We start from the raw sequence: 15,823 nt of genomic DNA on the forward strand, positions 1-15,823 counted from the left end.
CCCGTTCGCCGCTCGAGTACCCCCGAAGGGGCCTTTCCGCTCGACTTGCATGTGTTAAGCACGCCGCCAGCGTTCGTCCTGAGCCAGGATCAAACTCTCCATCAAGGCCCAACGACCACCCCAAGGGGCGAACCCCAGAGCAGCCAAACCTCAGAAGAAAATCCCAGCAAACGATCCCGAAGGACCGTATTGCCTCAAAGAAATCCCCACCATCCCCGAAAAACGAGAACGGCCACGGGGCGATCCGACCAAAAAGCCGGATCGATAAAGGCACTGGCTTTTAACACGCTGTTAAGTTCTCAAGAAACGGACACCCACCGCGCCAGACCCGCTTCCGCGGCCCTCGCTCCGGGGCAACCCTACTAACTTACCGGAACTTTCGATCCTGTCAACCGGCTCGCTGGAGTCAATCTTCAGGCTCTCGGCCCGTCCCCCGCGCGCCATCACAGGCGATGATCATCGCCTGTGGGTGATCGTGCGGTGGAGTCCCCAGGGCCGGCCACCTTGCGGCGTCCTGCATCCCTTCTCGGGCCATCCACTCAAGAGTACCTCGCTCCGAAGCAGGCTTCGAACCGTTTTTTCTCTCGGTGGGTTCCCCGGGGCCGTCCGCCTCTCGGCGTCCCGCATCCCCTTGGGGCAGGAAGAACATTAGGCAGGCTCGTACGGTCCGTCAAATCGACGGCGCCACCGCCCGGACACTTGGCGGCCGTCTCCAGGAAACCCGCTGGTCACGGGGCTTGCGGGCCGTCGGCGTCAGTGGCGCGTCAGCCCGGCGTCAGCGTCCGGGCGCCGATGTGCGCGCCGTGTCAGGGCCCTCACGGACGCTGGCGATGTCAGCACGACGACCTGTGAGGAACGACCGATGGACTATGTGATCCAGGCCGAGGGCCTGCGTAAGAGGTTCGGGGAGACGCTGGCCCTGGACGGGGTGGACATCGCGGCGAAGCGCGGCACCGTCCTGGGGGTGCTCGGTCCCAACGGGGCCGGGAAGACGACCGCCGTCCGGGTGCTCGCGACACTGCTCAAGCCGGACGCGGGGCACGCTTCGGTGTCCGGCTACGACGTGGTCAAGGACCCGGCGCGGGTGCGGGCGATGATCGGGCTGACCGGGCAGTACGCGTCGGTAGACGAGGAGCTGACCGGCGGCGAGAACCTGGTGATGATCGCGCGGCTGCTCGACTTCGGGCGGGCCGACGCGAAGGCGCGGGCGCGGGAGCTGCTGGCCCGGTTCCGGCTCACCGAGGCGGGGTCGCGCGCGGTGAAGACCTATTCGGGCGGGATGCGCCGCCGGCTGGACCTGGCGGCGAGCCTGATCAACCGTCCCGACGTCATCTTCCTGGACGAGCCGACGACGGGCCTGGACCCGCGGGCCCGCAACGAGGTGTGGGACACGGTCCGCGAGGTGGTCGCCGAAGGCGCGACCGTGCTGCTGACCACGCAGTACCTGGACGAGGCCGACGCGCTCGCCGAGCGGATCGCGGTGTTCGACCACGGCCGGGTGATCGCGGAGGGGACGTCCGACGACCTGAAGTCGCGGATCGGGCGGCAGACGCTCGCGGTCCGGGCGACCGAGATGTTCCGGACGGCGCAGCTCGGCGCGATCGTGGCGGAACTCACCGGGGAGCGGCCCGAGGTGCAGGACGCGACGGGCCTGGTCACCGCGCCGGTGCAGGACCCGAAGCTGCTGTCGGCGCTGGTCCGGCGGCTGGACGAGGCGTCCATCGTGGCGGCGGAGCTGTCGCTGCGGCTGCCGAGCCTGGACGAGGTCTTCCTCACACTGACCGGCCACGTCGCCGAGGAGCGGCCGGCCGACCTGATCTCCGAGGGGAGCATGGCATGACCACGATGACCGTCGACGCGCCCGCCACGTCCGAGCCGCCCGCGCGGATCAGCCCGAGAAGGACGCTGCGGCACGGGCTGACGCTGGCGTGGCGCAACATCTCGCAGTTGAAGCACTCGCCGGAGAAGCTGCTGGACACGACGCTGATGCCGATCGTGTTCCTGCTGCTGTTCCTGTACGTGTTCGGCGGCGCGCTCGCCGGCGACACGCACACCTATCTGCAGCAGCTGCTTCCCGGGCTGGTGGCGCAGATGGCGATGTTCGCCACGATGGGCCTCGGAACGGCGCTGAACGAGGACATCCACAAGGGGGTGTTCGACCGGTTCCGGAGCCTGCCGATCGCCCGGTCGGCGCCGCTGATCGGGACGGTGCTCGGCGACACGGTGCGATTCCTGACCGTGATGGTGGTGCTGGTGGGCTTCGGCTCGATCCTGGGGTTCCGATTCCACACCGACCCGCTGTCGGTGCTGGGCGCGTTCGCGCTGGCGTACGTGTTCTACCTGGCGGTGTGCTGGATCTCGGTGCTGGTCGGGCTGGTGGCGCCGTCGCCGGAGACGGTCCAGGGCCTGGCGTTCATCTGGGTGATGCCGCTGACGTTCGGCAGCAGCATCCTGGTGCCGAACACCTCCACGATGCCGGGCTGGCTGGAGGCGTGGACGAAGGTGAACCCGGTCACGCACCTGGCCGACGCGGTGCGGGCGCTGACCGTGGGCGGGCCGGTCGGCAACCACGTCTGGTACACGCTGGCGTGGGCGGCGGGGATCGTCATCGTCACGTTCCCGCTGGCCATGCGGATGTACTCGCGCCGCACCTGAGCACGATGGCGGGCGTCAGCGCGCGTCGGGGACGTCGGTCCGGAAGCGGAGCTCCGGGCCGGCGTCCTCGGCGTCTCGTCGGTGGGGACGGCGGCGGGGTCGGCAAGGGTGGGCCGCTGCGGTTCCGGGCGCCGGGAGTGTGGCGGGGCCGCTCAGACCGAGTCGACGAGGTCCGGCACCACCGCGAAGACCTCGTCGCGGGTGACGCGGCGGCCGCGCTCGTAGGCCTCCGCGAAGCCGTCCTCGCCGATCTCGCGCTTCACCGCCGGCTCGACGCGGCGGACCTCGTGCGAGCCCTCGTGCCGGAAGCCGAGCAGGCCGTGCGCGGTGCCGAGCAGCTCCGCGGCCCGGACGTGGTGGCCGCGCGCCGCCGCGAGCGCCGCGAGGCCCTCCAGCAGCGACGCCAGCAGCGGGTTGCCCATGATCCAGTCGTTGGGGAGGTCGTCCCAGGCGCGGGCGTGCCAGGCGGCGGCCTCGTCCAGGTCGCCCTCCTCCTCGGCGAGGCAGCCGAGCCTGCAGTAGGTCAGGCGCACCTCCCGGCTGAAGTCGGGACGGCGCCGGCGCGGCTCGACCCACTTGTGGGCGCGGTCGGCGTAGTCGCGAGCGGACGCCAGGTCGCCGTCCCACAGCGCCAGCTCGCTGCGCAGCAGCAGGGCGGACGCGGCGTCGGCGAACTCGCCGACGCGTTCCATCGCCGCGGTCGCGGTGTCCAGGTCGCGGCGGGCCTGCTCCAGGTCGCCCAGCATCGCGCGCACCCGCGCGAGCCCGGTGAGCATCCCGGCGCTCGCCTCGGGGCTCATGCCCTCGCGGGCGTACCCGAGCGCCTCCTCGCCGTACCGGACCGCCTCGGCGAGCTCGCCCCGCGCGACGGCGACCTGCATCATGCCGCCGAGTCCGATGATCAGGCCCCACCGGTCGCCGAGCCCGCGGAACTCGGCGCAGCCCTCGGAGGCGTCGGCGGCGGCGCGGTCGATCTCGCCGGCGTTCAGCGCGATGTGCCCGAGGACCACCCGGACGATGGCGTGCACCCACGGGTCGGGGTGGTCCTCCACGGCGCGCAGCCGGCGCCGGGTGTCCTCCAGGTCGCCGGCGAAGATGCTGCTCGCCGGGCCGGCCAGGGCGAGGGCGGGGTGGCGCGGCGACTCCGGGACGTGGCGAATCACGCGGTCGAGGGCCGCGCGCAGCGACTCCTTCGTCGTCCCCTCGCCGGAGGCCATCTCGGTGACGAGGTCGGCGGAGATGACGCACATGGCGTACTCCTCCTCCATCCCCGGCGGCGCGGTGTCGCCCGCGATCTCGCGGACGGACCGGGCCCAGCCGCCGGCCTCCAGTTCCATGTCGCGCATCATCCAGAACCACACGAGGGACGCGAGGAGGCGCAGCGCCCCCGGCACGTCGCGGACGGTGGTCAGGTGGCGGAACGCGGCGGTGCAGTTGTCGCGTTCGGCGGTCAGCCGCGCGGCCCAGCGGAGCTGGTCGGCGCGGCGCAGTTCGGGTTCGGCGCGCTCGGCGAGGTCGACGCACCACGCGGCGTGCTCGGAGCGGACGCGGCCGGCCTCGCCCGCCTCGTCCAGCCTCTCCGCCGCGTAGACCCGGACGGTCTCCAGCAGCCGGTACCGCACCTCGGCGTCGCCGTCGGCCATCACCAGCGACTTGTCGACCAGCGCGGCGATGACGTCGATGACGTCGTCGGGGTGGGGGGCGTCCGGCGCGTCCAGGCCGCACACCCGCACGGCGCCGTCCGGGGTGGCGCCGCCCGCGAACACCGACAGCCGGCGCAGCACGGTGCGCTCCGCGCCGTCCAGCAGGTCCCAGCTCCAGTCGACGACGGCGCGCAGCGTCCGGTGCCGGGGCAGCGCGGCGCGGCTGCCGGCGGTGAGCAGCCGGAACCGGTCGCCGAGCCGGTCGGCGACCTGCCGCGGCGTGAGCGAGCGCAGCCGGGCGGCGGCCAGTTCGATGGCGAGCGGGATGCCGTCGAGCGCGCGGCAGATCGCCACGACGTCGCCGACGGTGTCGGCGTCGACCGCGAAGCCCGGGCGCACCGCCGCGGCCCGGTCGGCGAACAGCCGGACCGCGGCGTATCCGAGCGCGTCCGGCGGCTCGGGCTCGCCGTCCTCGGGCGGCAGCGGCAGCGACGGGACGGGGCACAGCGACTCGCCGGTGATGCCGAGCGGTTCGCGGCTCGTGGCGAGGACCCGCACGCCGGGGGCCTGGGCGAGGATGTGGGCGGTGAGCTCGGCGACCGCGTCGACGAGGTGCTCGCAGTTGTCGAGGACGATCAGCATCCGCTTGGCGGTCAGGAAGTCGGTGAGCCGTTCGAGGGGGCGCGGGACGGTGCGGGCCTCCCCCTTGCGGACGGTGTCGGGGACGCCGAGGGCGGTGAGCAGGGTCTGCACGAGGTCGCCGGGATCGCTGACCGGGGCGAGCGCGACGAACCACACGCCGTCCGGCATGCCGTCCAGCAGCCCGGCGGCGGTCTCGCCGGCGAGCCGGGTCTTGCCCGCGCCGCCCGGCCCGGTCAGGGTGACGAGCCTGGTCTCGCGCAGCAGCTTGCCGATCCGGCGCGATTCCTCCTCCCGCCCGACGAAGCTGGTGAGCTGCGCCGCCAGGTTCGTGCGCGGCAGCTCCGGAGGCTCCGGCGGGCCCGCGGGCGCCTCGGCTGCGGCCGGAGCCGCGGCGTCGCGGCGCAGGATCGACAGGTGGACGGCGGCCAGTTCCGGCGACGGGTCGACGCCGAGCTGGTCGGCGAGCGCGTGCCGCGTCTCCTCGTACACCCGCAGGGCGTCGGCCTGCCGTCCCGCCGCGTACAGCGCCCGCATGAGCTGGCCGCGCAGCCGTTCGCGCAGCGGGTGCGCGGCGGCCAGCGGCTCCAGCTCGGCGACCGGCGGGACGGGCCGCCCGGCGGCGGCCTCCGCGTCCACCCGGTCCTCGACGGCGGCGAGGCGCAGCCCGTCCAGCCGGCCGATCGCGGCCTGGGCGTAGTCGGCGTCGGCGACGTCCGCCAGCGCGGGGCCGCGCCACAGGTCCAGGGCGCGGCGCAGCCCGTCCGCGCGGCGCGCCGGGTCGCCCTCGCGGCGGGCGGCGGCGACGGCGCGCTCGAACGCGACCGCGTCGACCTCGCCCGGGTCGATCCCCAGCCGGTAGCCGCCCGGGCCGTGCTCGACCAGGTCGCGGCCCGCGACGCCGCGCAGCCGCGACACCAGCGCCTGCAGCGCGTTTCCGCCACCGGCGGGCGGCGCGCCGTCCCACAGGTCGTCCAGCAGGCGCTCGGCCGACACCGGCCGCCCGGCCTCGGCCGCCAGCCGGACCAGCAGCGCGCGCAGCCGCGGGCCGCTGACCTCGACCGGCCGCGCGGCCTCGTCCCGCACGGACAGCGGGCCCAGGATGCCGATGCGCACGTGTCCCCTTTCCGGCTGCCATTGTCCCCGATCGCGGGAGTCCATGTGTGGACGGCGCATACCGGGTAGTCACCTCGTATGCCCAGAGCACAGATCAAGGACGAGAAGAAGTACCAGAAGCTCCGCGACAAGGGCGAGAGCAAGGAGAAGGCGGCCCGCATCGCCAACGCGTCGGCGAACCAGGGCGGCGAGAAGGTCGGCCGCAAGGGCGGCAAGAACCCCTCCTACGACGACTGGACCAAGGAAGACCTGATGAAGCGGGCCCGCGAGCTCGGCATCGAAGGCCGCTCGTCGATGAACAAGTCGCAGCTCGTGAAGGCGCTGCGCGACCACTGATGGAGCTCGTCTTCGTCCTGGACTGCGCGGACCCCGACGCGCTGGCGGACTTCTGGTCCGCCGCCCTCGGCTACGAACGCGGCGGCTACGACCCCCCGTACGTCGTGCTCACCGACCCCCGCGGCCAGAACCCGCGCCTGCTGCTGCAGCGGGTCCCCGAACCGAAGGTCGCCAAGAACCGCATGCACCCGGACCTGCGGGTCGCCGACATGGACGCCGAGCTGGCCCGGGTCACGGCGCTCGGCGCCACCGTCGTGCGCGGCCCGTTCGACGACGACGGCTGGCTCACCACGGTGTGCGCCGACCCGGAGGGCAACGAGTTCTGCGTGATCGTCCCGCCCGGAAAGGAACAGGCATGAACACCGTCGTCGACACCGCCCGCAAGCAGAAGGACGAGTACGCCGGAGACGCCGACCGCCCGCTCGGCTCCTACCTCGGCACCATGGCGGTGTACGCGGTGACCACCGGCGCGGTGGCACTGCTGGCCTGGCGGCGGCGCGGCCGCGCCCCCGCCGTCGGGCTCGGCGACCTCGCGCTGATGACGATCACCACGCACAAGCTGTCCCGGCTGATCGCCAAGGACCCGGTGACGAGCCCGCTGCGCGCCCCGTTCACCCGCTACTCCGGCACGTCCGGGCCCGCCGAGCTCGCCGAGGAGGCCCGCGGGCACGGCGTCCGGCACGCCGTCGGCGAGCTGGTCACCTGCCCGTTCTGCACCGGCCAGTGGGTCGCGACGGCCTACGCGGCGGGGCTGGTCTTCGCCCCCGACGCCACCCGGCTGGCCGGCGCCACCATGACGGCCGTCGCGGGCTCCGACTGGCTCCAGCTCGCTTACGCCCGCCTGCAGCAGGCCGCCGAGGGTTAGAACGCCCCAACCGCCACATTCTTTACGTTTGCCCCTACGGGATCGGGTACGGCGACCCTATGGAGCTGTCATTCCTCAAGACGCTGTACCAGCACCCCGGCCCCTACGCGTCGGTGTACGCCGATCTCACGCGGACGACCGAGGACGCGTCCAAGGCCGCCGAACTGCGGTGGCGGGCGCTGCGCGCGGACCTGGAGGCCCAGCACGCCCCGGAGGCCACGCTCCGCGCCGTCGAGGAGGTCGTCCTGGGGGAGATGGCGCGGCGCCGCTCCGAGGGCCTGGTGGTCTTCGCGGCGGACGGCGAGGTGCTGCACATCGACCGGCTCCCCGACCCGCCCCGCGTCTCGCAGGCCCGCGTCTCCCCGCTCCCCCACGTGCTGCCGTACCTGGCCGACCGCGGTGAGCGGTTCCCGCACCTGCTGGCCGTCGTGGACCGCCGCGGCGGCACCATCGACTGCGTCCGCGCCGACGGACGCCACGAGCACATCGACGTCCAGGGCGACGAGGAGTACCCGATCCGCAAGACGAAGGCGGGCGACTGGAACCAGTCCCGCTTCCAGCGCTCCTCCGAGAACGTCTGGAAGCACAACGCCAAGAAGGTCGCGCACGCGATCGACCGGGCCGCCGAGCGCTGCGGCGTCGAGGCCGTCCTGATCGCCGGGGACACCCGGGCCCGCAACGCCGTCCTGGAGGAGGTCTCGGAGGGCGTCCTGGAACACACGGTCGAGACCGACAAGAACACCAATGTCGGCGACCCCGACCTCGACGCCGAGCTGCGCCGCATCCTGGAGCTGAAGACGACCGAGCGCGTGATGGCCGTCGCGGAGCGCTTCGACCGCGAGCTCGCCAACGGCCAGCGCGCCGTCGCGGGCCTCCCGGCGACGGTCGAGGCCGTCCGCCAGGGGCAGGTGGAGACGCTCCTGCTCGACGACGACCCGGACTCCCCCGCGCGCCTGTGGGTCGGCCCCGAGCCGGGCCAGGTCGCGGCGGACCCCGACGAGCTCCGCACCGAGTTCGGCGTCACCGACCCCACCCCCGACCGCGCGGACGCCGCCCTGGTCAGAGCCCTCACCGCCACCGACGGCGACCTGGTCGTCCTCCCGTCGGACGGCCCCAACGCCAACCTCCACGTAGGCGCCGTCCTCCGCTACACCGCCTGACCAACAAAGGCCCAGCCCCAAGGGGTGTGGGGGGCGGGAGCCCCCCACACCGGGGGGCACGGGGTGTGGGGGCGGAGCCCCCACAGCCGGGGGGCACGGGGGGTCGCCCCCCCGATAAAAAAACAGCGGGCCACCGGAAAGACGCCCGAAGGGCGTCGAACACGATGGCCCGACTCGTGGAGCTATGGGGATTCGAACCCCAGACCTCCTCCATGCCATGGAGGCGCGCTACCAACTGCGCCATAGCCCCGCGGTTGAGGAAAAGCTTAGTGCACGTTGGGAGCACTTCGGACGCCGCGGGCCACGGAGGGAGCACCTCCGTGGCCCGCGGTGGGCGTCACTGCTTCGACTGGAAGACGTACCAGTGGTCGTTGATGGTCGGGACGTGCACGGTGAGGCTTTTCGGCCACTCGATGGGCAGGCCGAGGAGGTTGTACTCCTGCGGCTTCTGCGCGGACTCGGCGGAGGCGTCGGCGGCGGGCCGCTGGGCGCTGCCGGCGGCGGGCGCCTGCTCCTTGCCTGCGGCGGGCGCCGCCTGCTCCTTGCCGCCGGTGTTCACCGAGCACAGGACCTTGCTCAGGTCCGGGGTGCCCGGGAGGAGCTTCAGCACCGACAGGACGCGGACGGCCTTGGCGCAGTCGTCGTTGTCCGCGGGCGTCGAGGTCGTCGTGGTCGCAGGGCCGGGCGGCGGCGCCGCCAGGGCCGACGCGGGGGCCGCGACGGCCACGACCGAGGCCGCCGCCAGCGCGGTGGGCAGCAGCCTTCTTCCGGAGATCCGGCTTCGCATAGGTACAACCCTCATCTCGATCACATCGCCACTACGTGGCGTGTTCCCGCGTGATCGAGGCGGCGAAGCGCGGCCCGGGGAAAGGTAGCCGCCGCCATGGCCAAGCCTTTGCGCTCGGCGCCGGGCGGGCACCGACGCAGCGCCTCATTCCAAGAGAAGACCCCCTGGCGCCCGCATCCCTCTCAACCATGGGTAGATCGCCGCGAACACCCCGACTCCGGCATCTCACGTCCAGCCGAGCCGGTCGCCGACCTCGTCGGGCGCGTAGCCGCGCTGCCCGGCCTCGCCGATCCACACCATCCCGTCGGCCTCGGTCACGGCGCCGACGGCGTGCTCCTGCGGCATCCGCGGCTGGATCGCCAGCCGCACCTCGAGCCGCGGATCGAACCGGCGCAGCTCGTCGATGAGGTCGGCCACGGTGACCTCGCGCTTCACTCCCCTGCGGTGTCTGCCCATACCCCGCATGAAACCATCCCCGCCCCACCACCCAGACCATTCGTCCCACAATGTCCGTTTGAACTTTACGAACCAAGAGAGAGCCACAAACCCCGGAGGGGGCAAGGGGGCGAAGCCCCCAAGGGGGCAAGGGGCGAAGCCCCAAAAAGCGGGCGAAGCCCGCAGGGGGCGTGGGGGCGGAGCCCCCACATCGGGGGTCCGGGGGTCGCCCCCCGGGGGAAATGACGAGGAGAGGCGGCCCGCGCTTTCCGCGGGCACACCTCTCCCATCTCCGAGTGGAGCTATGGGGATTCGAACCCCAGACCTCCTCCATGCCATGGAGGCGCGCTACCAACTGCGCCATAGCCCCGTGCGTCTGCGTGGACGTTCATCCCGCAGCGCTCCGCCAGTGTATAGGACGGCGGGGGTGGGTCTCGAATCGTTTGGGCGTCAGGCTCCGTTGTCGGTGCGGTCGTCGCCGAGGACGGGTTCGGGGAGGGTGCCGGCGTTGTGCTCGGCGAGGCGCCAGCCGCCGTCGCGCATCTCGGTGATGACGGACCAGCAGCAGTTGGACAGGCCGCCGAGGCGTTCCCAGACCTCTTCGGGGAGGCCGAGGAGGTGGGACATGCCGAGGCGGAGGGCGGCGCCGTGGGAGGCGACGACGAGCCTGCCGGTGGGGGGCAGCTCGTCGAGGGCGCGTTCGAGGGCGGCGCCGACGCGCTTGGCGACCTGGGCGCTGGTCTCGCCGCCGGGCGGCTGCCAGGCGGCGTGCTCGGCGGGGTAGCGTTCGCGGATCTCGCGGGCGGTGAGGCCCTCCCATGCGCCGCCGTCGCGTTCGATCAGGTCCTTGTCGTACTGGACGGGGAGTCCGGTGACGTCGGCGAGGGCCTGGGCGGTGTCGGCGGCCCTGCGCAGCGGTGAGGCGAGCAGGGCGGTGGGGCGGAGCCCGGCGAGGAGCCGGGCCGCGCGGTGCGCCTGGGCCACGCCGGTGTCGTCCAGCGGGATGTCGGTCTTGCCCTGGAAGCGGCGTTCGACGTTCCAGGCGGTCTGCCCGTGCCGCCAGAGCAGGAGGGTGCGCTTGCCCGGCTCGCGGGCGGGGCGGGCGTCACTCACTCGGGCTCCCGACGGCGCGGGCGCGCTGCCGCATGTGGGCGTTGACGTCGTCGGGCAGGTCGATGAGGGGGCAGTCCTTCCACAGCCGCTCGAGGGCGTAGAAGAGCCGGTCCTCCTCGTGCTGGATGTGCACGATGACGTCGGCGTAGTCGAGCAGGACCCAGCGTCCCTCGCGTTCGCCCTCGCGGCGGACGGGCTTGGCGCCGGCCTCTTCGCGCAGGCGCTTTTCGACCTCGTCGACGATGGCGCGGACCTGGCGGTCGTTGGGCGCCGAGCAGAGCACGAACGCGTCGGTGATGACGAGCTGCTCGCTCACGTCGTAGGCAAGAATGTCGTCGGCCAGCTTGTCGCCCGCCGCCTCGGCGGCGATCCGGACGAGCTGCGCCGCCCTGTCGGATGCGGTCACGATGCGCTCGCGATCCTCCCTGTAGGGGTCGTCTCGGCTAACACCTTCTCATGGGTGGCGGCCGGCGTCCCTGTTCGTCGGTGTGCGGGCCGGTACGGGCGTCCAGCCCCCTGTTCCAGGGTATGCGGCGCTCCGGACCGATCGGCCGCGCCGGCGATCAGGCCGCGCGGTAGAGGTCGCGCTTGTTGATGTACTGGACGATGCCGTCGGGCACCAGGTACCAGATCGGTTCGCCGGAGTGGACGCGCTCGCGGCATTCGGTGGAGGAGATCGACAGGGCGGGGACCTCCATCAGCGAGACGCGGCCGTCGGGCAGGCCGGGGTCGGCGAGGCGGTGCCCGGGGCGGGTGACGCCGACGAAGTGCGCGAGTTCGAACAGCTCGTCGGTGTCGTGCCAGGTGAGCATCTTCTCCAGGGCGTCGGCGCCGGTGATGAAGAACAGCTCGGCGTCGGGGCCGTGGATCTGCCGCATGTCGCGGAGGGTGTCGACGGTGTAGGTGGGGCCGGGGCGGTCGATGTCGACGCGGCTGACCGAGAACCGCGGGTTGGACGCGGTGGCGATCACGGCCATGAGGTAGCGGTCCTCGGCGGCGGCGACCTTGCTGCCCTCCTTGTGGGAGGACAGCCCGGTGGGGACGAACACGACCTCGTCGAGGGAGTAGAAGTGGGCGACCTCGCTGGCGGCCACCAGGTGGCCGTGGTGGATCGGGTCGAACGTCCCGCCCATGATCCCCAACCGGCGCTTTTGCGTCATGGCGACGAGAATAGCCAGCCGGGTGGGGGCCCTGAACGTCCGGCCCCCGGCCGCGCGCTCAGCCCAGGCCGGGCAGCGGCGGGTGCCCGCCGTCCCAGGACACGACGCGGACGGCCTTGCCGACCTCCACCCGCGGAACGGTCCCCTCGGGGAGGACGGCGACCTCGGCGGTGAGGCCGAGCGCCTCGTGCAGCTCGTGGACGAGGCGCTCGCGGGGGTCGCCGGAGACCGCCTCGCAGGCGACCAGGAGCCGGACGGCGGGGCTGCGGCGGTCCACGACGAGCTGGTAGTGCGGGCGGACGAGCCCGGATCCGAGCAGCACCCGCTCGACCTCGCTGGGGTACACGTTGACGCCCCGCACCACGATCATGTCGTCGGCCCGCCCCACGACCTTGCTCATCCGGACGAGCGTCCGGCCGCAGGGGCATGCGCCGCGGGTAAGGGAGGCGATGTCGCCGGTGCGGTAGCGCAGCAGTGGCAGCGCCTGCTTGGTCGGCGTGGTGAAGACGAGCTCGCCGGGAGTGCCGTCCTCAACGGGCTCGCCGGTGGACGGGTCGACGGCCTCGACGATGAAATGGTCCTCGTTGACGTGCAGGCCGTCCTGCTGGAGGCATTCGGCGGCGACGCCGGGGCCGATGACCTCCGACAGCCCGTAGACGTCCATCGCCTTGATCGGAAGCACGGCCTCGATCGCGGTGCGCAACTCGTCCGACCACGGCTCGGCGCCGAACAGCCCGGCCTTCAACGCCGGCAGTTCGACGCCCGCCTCGGCGACGGCCTCACCGAGCCGCAGCGCGTAGGCGGGGGTGCAGGTCAGGAGGTCGGGGCGCAGGTCGGCGAGCATCCGGACCTGCCGGTCGGTCATCCCGCCCGACATCGGCACCACGGTCGCGCCGAGCGCGACGGCGCCCTGGTGGATGCCGATCCCACCGGTGAACAGCCCGTACCCATAGGCGTTGTGCACGATGCTGCCCGGCCCGGCGCCCGCGCACGCCAGCGACCGCGCGCACATCGCGGCCCACAGTTCGAGGTCGGCCTTGGTGTAGGCGACGAGGGTGGGCCGCCCGCGCGTCCCGCTGGACCCGTGCACGGCCGCGACCTGGTCGCGCGACACGCTGAGCATCCCGAACGGATAGCCGTCCCAGAGGTCCTGCTTGGTGGTGAACGGAAGGCGGCGCAGATCGGCGAGCGTGACGTCCGCGCCGCCGCCGACACCGGCCTCCTTCAGCCGCCGCCCCTGCACGCCGTCCGCCGCGATGAGCCGGTCGACCAGCCCCCACAGCCGGTGCCGCTGCAGCGCGGCCCGCTCGTCGGTCGACATCGCCTCGGCATGGGGATCGAACACGCGCGCCTCCCGGGCAGGCCACAGCCGGACGCGGGCTCCGCACCGGGGAACCCTCCGGCGAAGTGGTTCGTCGGAACTACCATGCCAGACTTGGCATCTCCCCCATGGGAAGGAGATTCCTGCTTCGTCGCCGATCGCCCGCCCGGAAAGAATCTCCGTTGAGGTCTGACATCAGCTCCACAGGCGTTTCACCTCTCCGCCAGCCCGGCGGCGAGGATGTTGCGTGCCGCGTTGACGTCCCGATCATGGTTCGCCCCGCACGGACATGTCCAGGTGCGCGCTCTCAACGGCAGGCTCTCCCGGACGGCGCCGCAGGACGAGCACCGTTTGGACGAGGGGAACCATCGGTCGATCACTACGAGCTCACGCCCGTACCAGGCGCACTTGTACTGCAGCATCGACCGCATCTCGGACCACGCCGCGTCCGATATCGCGCGGGCGAGGCGATGGTTGCGCATCATGCCGCTGCAGTTGAGGTCCTCGATCACGACCGTTTGGTTATCGCGGACGAGACCGGTGGTGAGCTTGTGCAGAAAGTCGCGGCGCCGGTCGGCGACCTTGGCGTGGACGCGCGCGAGCCGCTGCCGCGCCTTGTGATGATTCGACGAACCAGGGGCCTTGCGGGACAGGGCGCGCTGCGCCGCCCTCATTCTCCGGCGCTCCGCCTCCTCGTGCCGCGGATTGCCGACCTTCTCCCCCGTCGACAGCACGGCGAGTGCGGCGATCCCGGCGTCCACTCCGACAACGTCCCGCGTCGGTTCGAACGGCCGGACCTCGACCCGGCAGAGCAGGCACACGAACCAGCGTCCGGCGGCGTCCCGGCTGACCGTCACCGTGGAAGGCGTCACGCCGGCCGGCAGCGGCCGGGACCACACGATGTCGAGCGGCTCGCCCACCTTGGCAAGGCTGAGGACCCCATCCGTGTACCGGAACGCCGACCGGGTGTACTCGGCCGACGCGCGCGATCGTCTCCGCGATTTGTACCGAGGGTGTTCGGCCCGCTTGGCGAAGAAGTTCCCGAAGGCGGTTTGCAGGTGCCGCAATGCCTGCTGAAGAGGCACGCAGGACACCTCGTTCAGAAACGCGAGTTCAGCACTGCGTTTCCAGGCGGTAAGGGCAGCGGACGAATCCCTGTAGGTCATCGAGCGCCCGCTCCGCCGAGCCCGAGTGCGCTCCTCCAGCGCCTTGTTATAGACAAAACGGACGCAACCGAAGGTCCGGTTCAGCTGCTCCGCCTGCGCCGGCGTCGGGTAGAAGCGATACCCGAACGACCGCTGCACACTCTGCGTCACGGCAAGGACGCTATACGAACACACCATCGACTGCCGGGCAATCGTTCATTTCCAGTCGTTCGAGGTCGCCGCCTCCTTCCGGGGCGCGTGGCAACGCCGTTCCTCCCTCGTAGCCGCGGGGGCATGCACGCTTCAGGAGGTCAGTCATGACGGAGAACACACCGGATCGGGCACGGACGCGCTTTCCCGGGATCAGTTCCCGGGCCTACGAACACCCGGCGGATCGTTCGGCGCTGGTCGCGCTGCGCTCGCTGTCCGGGTTCGACGTCGTCCTGCGCAAGCTGTCGGGGCTGGTCAACGAGCGGTCGCTGCGGCTGATGTTCCTCGGCGGGACGGTCCGCGTCGGCGACGACCAGTTCCACCACCTGAACGACATGGTGCGCGACGCCTGCTACATCCTGGACATGCCGGAGGTCCCGGAGGTCTACGTCCGGCAGGACCCGACGCCGAACGCGATGGCGCTCGGTTCCGACCACCCGTTCATCGTGGTCAACACCGGGCTGCTGGACCTGCTCGACGACGAGGAGCTGCGGTTCGTCGTCGGGCACGAGGTCGGGCACATCCTGTCCGGGCACGCGGTGTACCAGACGATGATGCAGATCCTGCTGCAGCTCGGGTCGCGGCTGGCGTGGCTGCCGCTCGGCAACATCGGCATCGCGGCGATCATCATCGGGCTGCGCGAGTGGTTCCGGAAGGCGGAGCTGTCGTCGGACCGGGCGGGCCTGCTGGCGGGCCAGGACGTGGACGCGGCCAAGCGGGTCAACATGAAGCTCGCCGGCGGGACGCGGCTGCACGAGATGAGCAGCGAGGCGTTCCTGCAGCAGGCGCGCGAGTACGACGCGGCCGGCGACGTGCGGGACGGGCTGCTGAAGTTCCTGAACCTGCTCGGCCAGTCGCACCCGTTCGCGGTCATCCGGTTCGCCGAAATCGACCGGTGGGCGCGCAGCGGCGAGTACGAGCGGATCCTCGCGGGCGACTACCCGCGCCGCGACGACGACGGCAGCGCGTCGGTCACCGACGAGATGAAGAACGCGGCGAAGTCGTACCGCGAGTCGTGGGAGCGGACCGCGGACCCGTTCGTCGGGAAGGTGCGCGACATGGCGGACGCGGCGGCGAACGCGGCGGGCGGCCTGTTCGACCGGATCAACCGCCGCAACGGTTCCTGACGACAGGACCCGCTGGGAAGACCAGGGCCGCCGTGACACGGACACGGCGGCCCTGTTTATCGGGCTCGACTCACGGTGCTGGGCGAACGCGGCATCGCTTCGCGATCTTCG

Annotated in this window: 14 protein-coding genes, 2 tRNA genes, 1 rRNA gene and 1 pseudogene; 7 read left to right on the forward strand and 11 right to left on the reverse strand. The window is 72.1% G+C overall.

Annotated features, from left to right (window positions below; all coding sequences use genetic code 11):
* Window positions 1-105 (reverse strand): 16S ribosomal RNA (locus tag QP089_RS33690); the annotation flags it as partial.
* A 757-nt stretch (window positions 106-862) separates the two neighbouring features.
* Between QP089_RS33690 and QP089_RS33695 the strand changes: the two genes are divergently transcribed.
* Window positions 863-1,840 (forward strand): ATP-binding cassette domain-containing protein, encoded by a 978-nt coding sequence (locus QP089_RS33695; protein WP_285917209.1) that lies wholly within the window; start codon window positions 863-865, stop codon window positions 1,838-1,840.
* Window positions 1,837-2,655 carry an ABC transporter permease gene (locus QP089_RS33700; RefSeq protein ID WP_285917210.1) on the forward strand — a complete coding sequence of 273 codons (819 nt, stop codon included), beginning with the start codon at window positions 1,837-1,839 and terminating at the stop codon, window positions 2,653-2,655. Before QP089_RS33695 ends, QP089_RS33700 begins: the two co-directional genes overlap by 4 nt.
* A gap of 152 nt (window positions 2,656-2,807) precedes the next feature.
* Here QP089_RS33700 and QP089_RS33705 read toward each other — a convergent pair whose 3' ends face one another.
* Window positions 2,808-6,053, reverse strand: coding sequence for an AfsR/SARP family transcriptional regulator (locus QP089_RS33705; protein ID WP_285917211.1), 3,246 nt, complete (start codon window positions 6,051-6,053; stop codon window positions 2,808-2,810).
* Window positions 6,054-6,131: 78 nt separating this feature from the next.
* Here QP089_RS33705 and QP089_RS33710 point away from each other — a divergent pair, with 78 nt between their 5' ends.
* From QP089_RS33710 to QP089_RS33725, 4 genes are read left to right on the forward strand one after another with little or no spacing between them, the layout of a single operon-like run.
* Window positions 6,132-6,389: a DUF7218 family protein gene (locus QP089_RS33710; RefSeq protein WP_285917213.1), complete on the forward strand. Its 258-nt coding sequence runs from the start codon at window positions 6,132-6,134 to the stop codon at window positions 6,387-6,389.
* Window positions 6,389-6,748 (forward strand): VOC family protein, encoded by a 360-nt coding sequence (locus QP089_RS33715; protein ID WP_285917215.1) that lies wholly within the window; start codon window positions 6,389-6,391, stop codon window positions 6,746-6,748. Before QP089_RS33710 ends, QP089_RS33715 begins: the two co-directional genes overlap by 1 nt.
* Window positions 6,745-7,254 carry a DUF1360 domain-containing protein gene (locus tag QP089_RS33720; protein WP_285917216.1) on the forward strand — a complete coding sequence of 170 codons (510 nt, stop codon included), beginning with the start codon at window positions 6,745-6,747 and terminating at the stop codon, window positions 7,252-7,254. The genes QP089_RS33715 and QP089_RS33720 overlap by 4 nt, the downstream gene beginning before the upstream one ends.
* A 59-nt stretch (window positions 7,255-7,313) precedes the next feature.
* Window positions 7,314-8,414 (forward strand): baeRF2 domain-containing protein, encoded by a 1,101-nt coding sequence (locus QP089_RS33725; protein WP_285917218.1) that lies wholly within the window; start codon window positions 7,314-7,316, stop codon window positions 8,412-8,414.
* Window positions 8,415-8,591: 177 nt separating this feature from the next.
* Here the strand turns inward: QP089_RS33725 and QP089_RS33730 are convergent.
* The 9 genes and pseudogenes from QP089_RS33730 to QP089_RS33770 form a co-directional block, all read right to left on the reverse strand.
* Window positions 8,592-8,664, reverse strand: a tRNA-Ala gene (locus tag QP089_RS33730).
* 87 nt (window positions 8,665-8,751) lie between these two features.
* Window positions 8,752-9,201, reverse strand: coding sequence for a hypothetical protein (locus QP089_RS33735; RefSeq protein ID WP_285917219.1), 450 nt, complete (start codon window positions 9,199-9,201; stop codon window positions 8,752-8,754).
* A gap of 225 nt (window positions 9,202-9,426) precedes the next feature.
* Window positions 9,427-9,657, reverse strand: coding sequence for a hypothetical protein (locus QP089_RS33740; protein ID WP_285917221.1), 231 nt, complete (start codon window positions 9,655-9,657; stop codon window positions 9,427-9,429).
* A 276-nt stretch (window positions 9,658-9,933) separates the two neighbouring features.
* Window positions 9,934-10,006 (reverse strand) — tRNA-Ala (locus tag QP089_RS33745).
* An 80-nt stretch (window positions 10,007-10,086) separates the two neighbouring features.
* Window positions 10,087-10,749: a histidine phosphatase family protein gene (locus QP089_RS33750; protein ID WP_285917222.1), complete on the reverse strand. Its 663-nt coding sequence runs from the start codon at window positions 10,747-10,749 to the stop codon at window positions 10,087-10,089.
* Window positions 10,742-11,155 (reverse strand): ribosome silencing factor, encoded by a 414-nt coding sequence (rsfS, locus tag QP089_RS33755; protein ID WP_285917224.1) that lies wholly within the window; start codon window positions 11,153-11,155, stop codon window positions 10,742-10,744. Before rsfS ends, QP089_RS33750 begins: the two co-directional genes overlap by 8 nt.
* Before the next feature lie 157 nt (window positions 11,156-11,312).
* Entirely contained in the window at window positions 11,313-11,909 is a 597-nt protein-coding gene (nadD, locus tag QP089_RS33760) for a nicotinate-nucleotide adenylyltransferase (protein ID WP_285917226.1), read from the reverse strand.
* A 58-nt stretch (window positions 11,910-11,967) separates the two neighbouring features.
* Window positions 11,968-13,254 carry a phenylacetate--CoA ligase family protein gene (locus QP089_RS33765; RefSeq protein WP_285917227.1) on the reverse strand — a complete coding sequence of 429 codons (1,287 nt, stop codon included), beginning with the start codon at window positions 13,252-13,254 and terminating at the stop codon, window positions 11,968-11,970.
* 101 nt (window positions 13,255-13,355) lie between these two features.
* Window positions 13,356-14,573: pseudogene (locus tag QP089_RS33770) on the reverse strand (RNA-guided endonuclease InsQ/TnpB family protein); the annotation flags it as partial.
* Between the two features lie 119 nt (window positions 14,574-14,692).
* Here QP089_RS33770 and QP089_RS33775 point away from each other — a divergent pair.
* Window positions 14,693-15,712, forward strand: a complete 1,020-nt coding sequence (locus tag QP089_RS33775) for a M48 family metallopeptidase (protein ID WP_285917229.1) — start codon at window positions 14,693-14,695, stop codon at window positions 15,710-15,712.
* The last annotated feature ends 111 nt before the right edge of the window (window positions 15,713-15,823 follow it).

The organism is Actinomadura opuntiae (genome assembly GCF_030283205.1).
Classification (GTDB): Bacteria; Actinomycetota; Actinomycetes; order Streptosporangiales; family Streptosporangiaceae; genus Spirillospora.

Bases quoted from the DNA above. Each gene is read 5' to 3' on its own strand.
- QP089_RS33695 (WP_285917209.1), top strand. From the start codon at position 863: ATGGACTATGTGATCCAGGCCGAGGGCCTGCGTAAGAGGTTCGGGGAG.
- QP089_RS33700 (WP_285917210.1), top strand. From the start codon at position 1,837: ATGACCACGATGACCGTCGACGCGCCCGCCACGTCCGAGCCGCCCGCG.
- QP089_RS33710 (WP_285917213.1), top strand. From the start codon at position 6,132: ATGCCCAGAGCACAGATCAAGGACGAGAAGAAGTACCAGAAGCTCCGC.
- QP089_RS33715 (WP_285917215.1), top strand. From the start codon at position 6,389: ATGGAGCTCGTCTTCGTCCTGGACTGCGCGGACCCCGACGCGCTGGCG.
- QP089_RS33720 (WP_285917216.1), top strand. From the start codon at position 6,745: ATGAACACCGTCGTCGACACCGCCCGCAAGCAGAAGGACGAGTACGCC.
- QP089_RS33725 (WP_285917218.1), top strand. From the start codon at position 7,314: ATGGAGCTGTCATTCCTCAAGACGCTGTACCAGCACCCCGGCCCCTAC.
- QP089_RS33735 (WP_285917219.1), bottom strand. From the start codon at position 9,201: ATGCGAAGCCGGATCTCCGGAAGAAGGCTGCTGCCCACCGCGCTGGCG.
- QP089_RS33740 (WP_285917221.1), bottom strand. From the start codon at position 9,657: ATGGGCAGACACCGCAGGGGAGTGAAGCGCGAGGTCACCGTGGCCGAC.
- nadD (WP_285917226.1), bottom strand. From the start codon at position 11,909: ATGACGCAAAAGCGCCGGTTGGGGATCATGGGCGGGACGTTCGACCCG.
- QP089_RS33775 (WP_285917229.1), top strand. From the start codon at position 14,693: ATGACGGAGAACACACCGGATCGGGCACGGACGCGCTTTCCCGGGATC.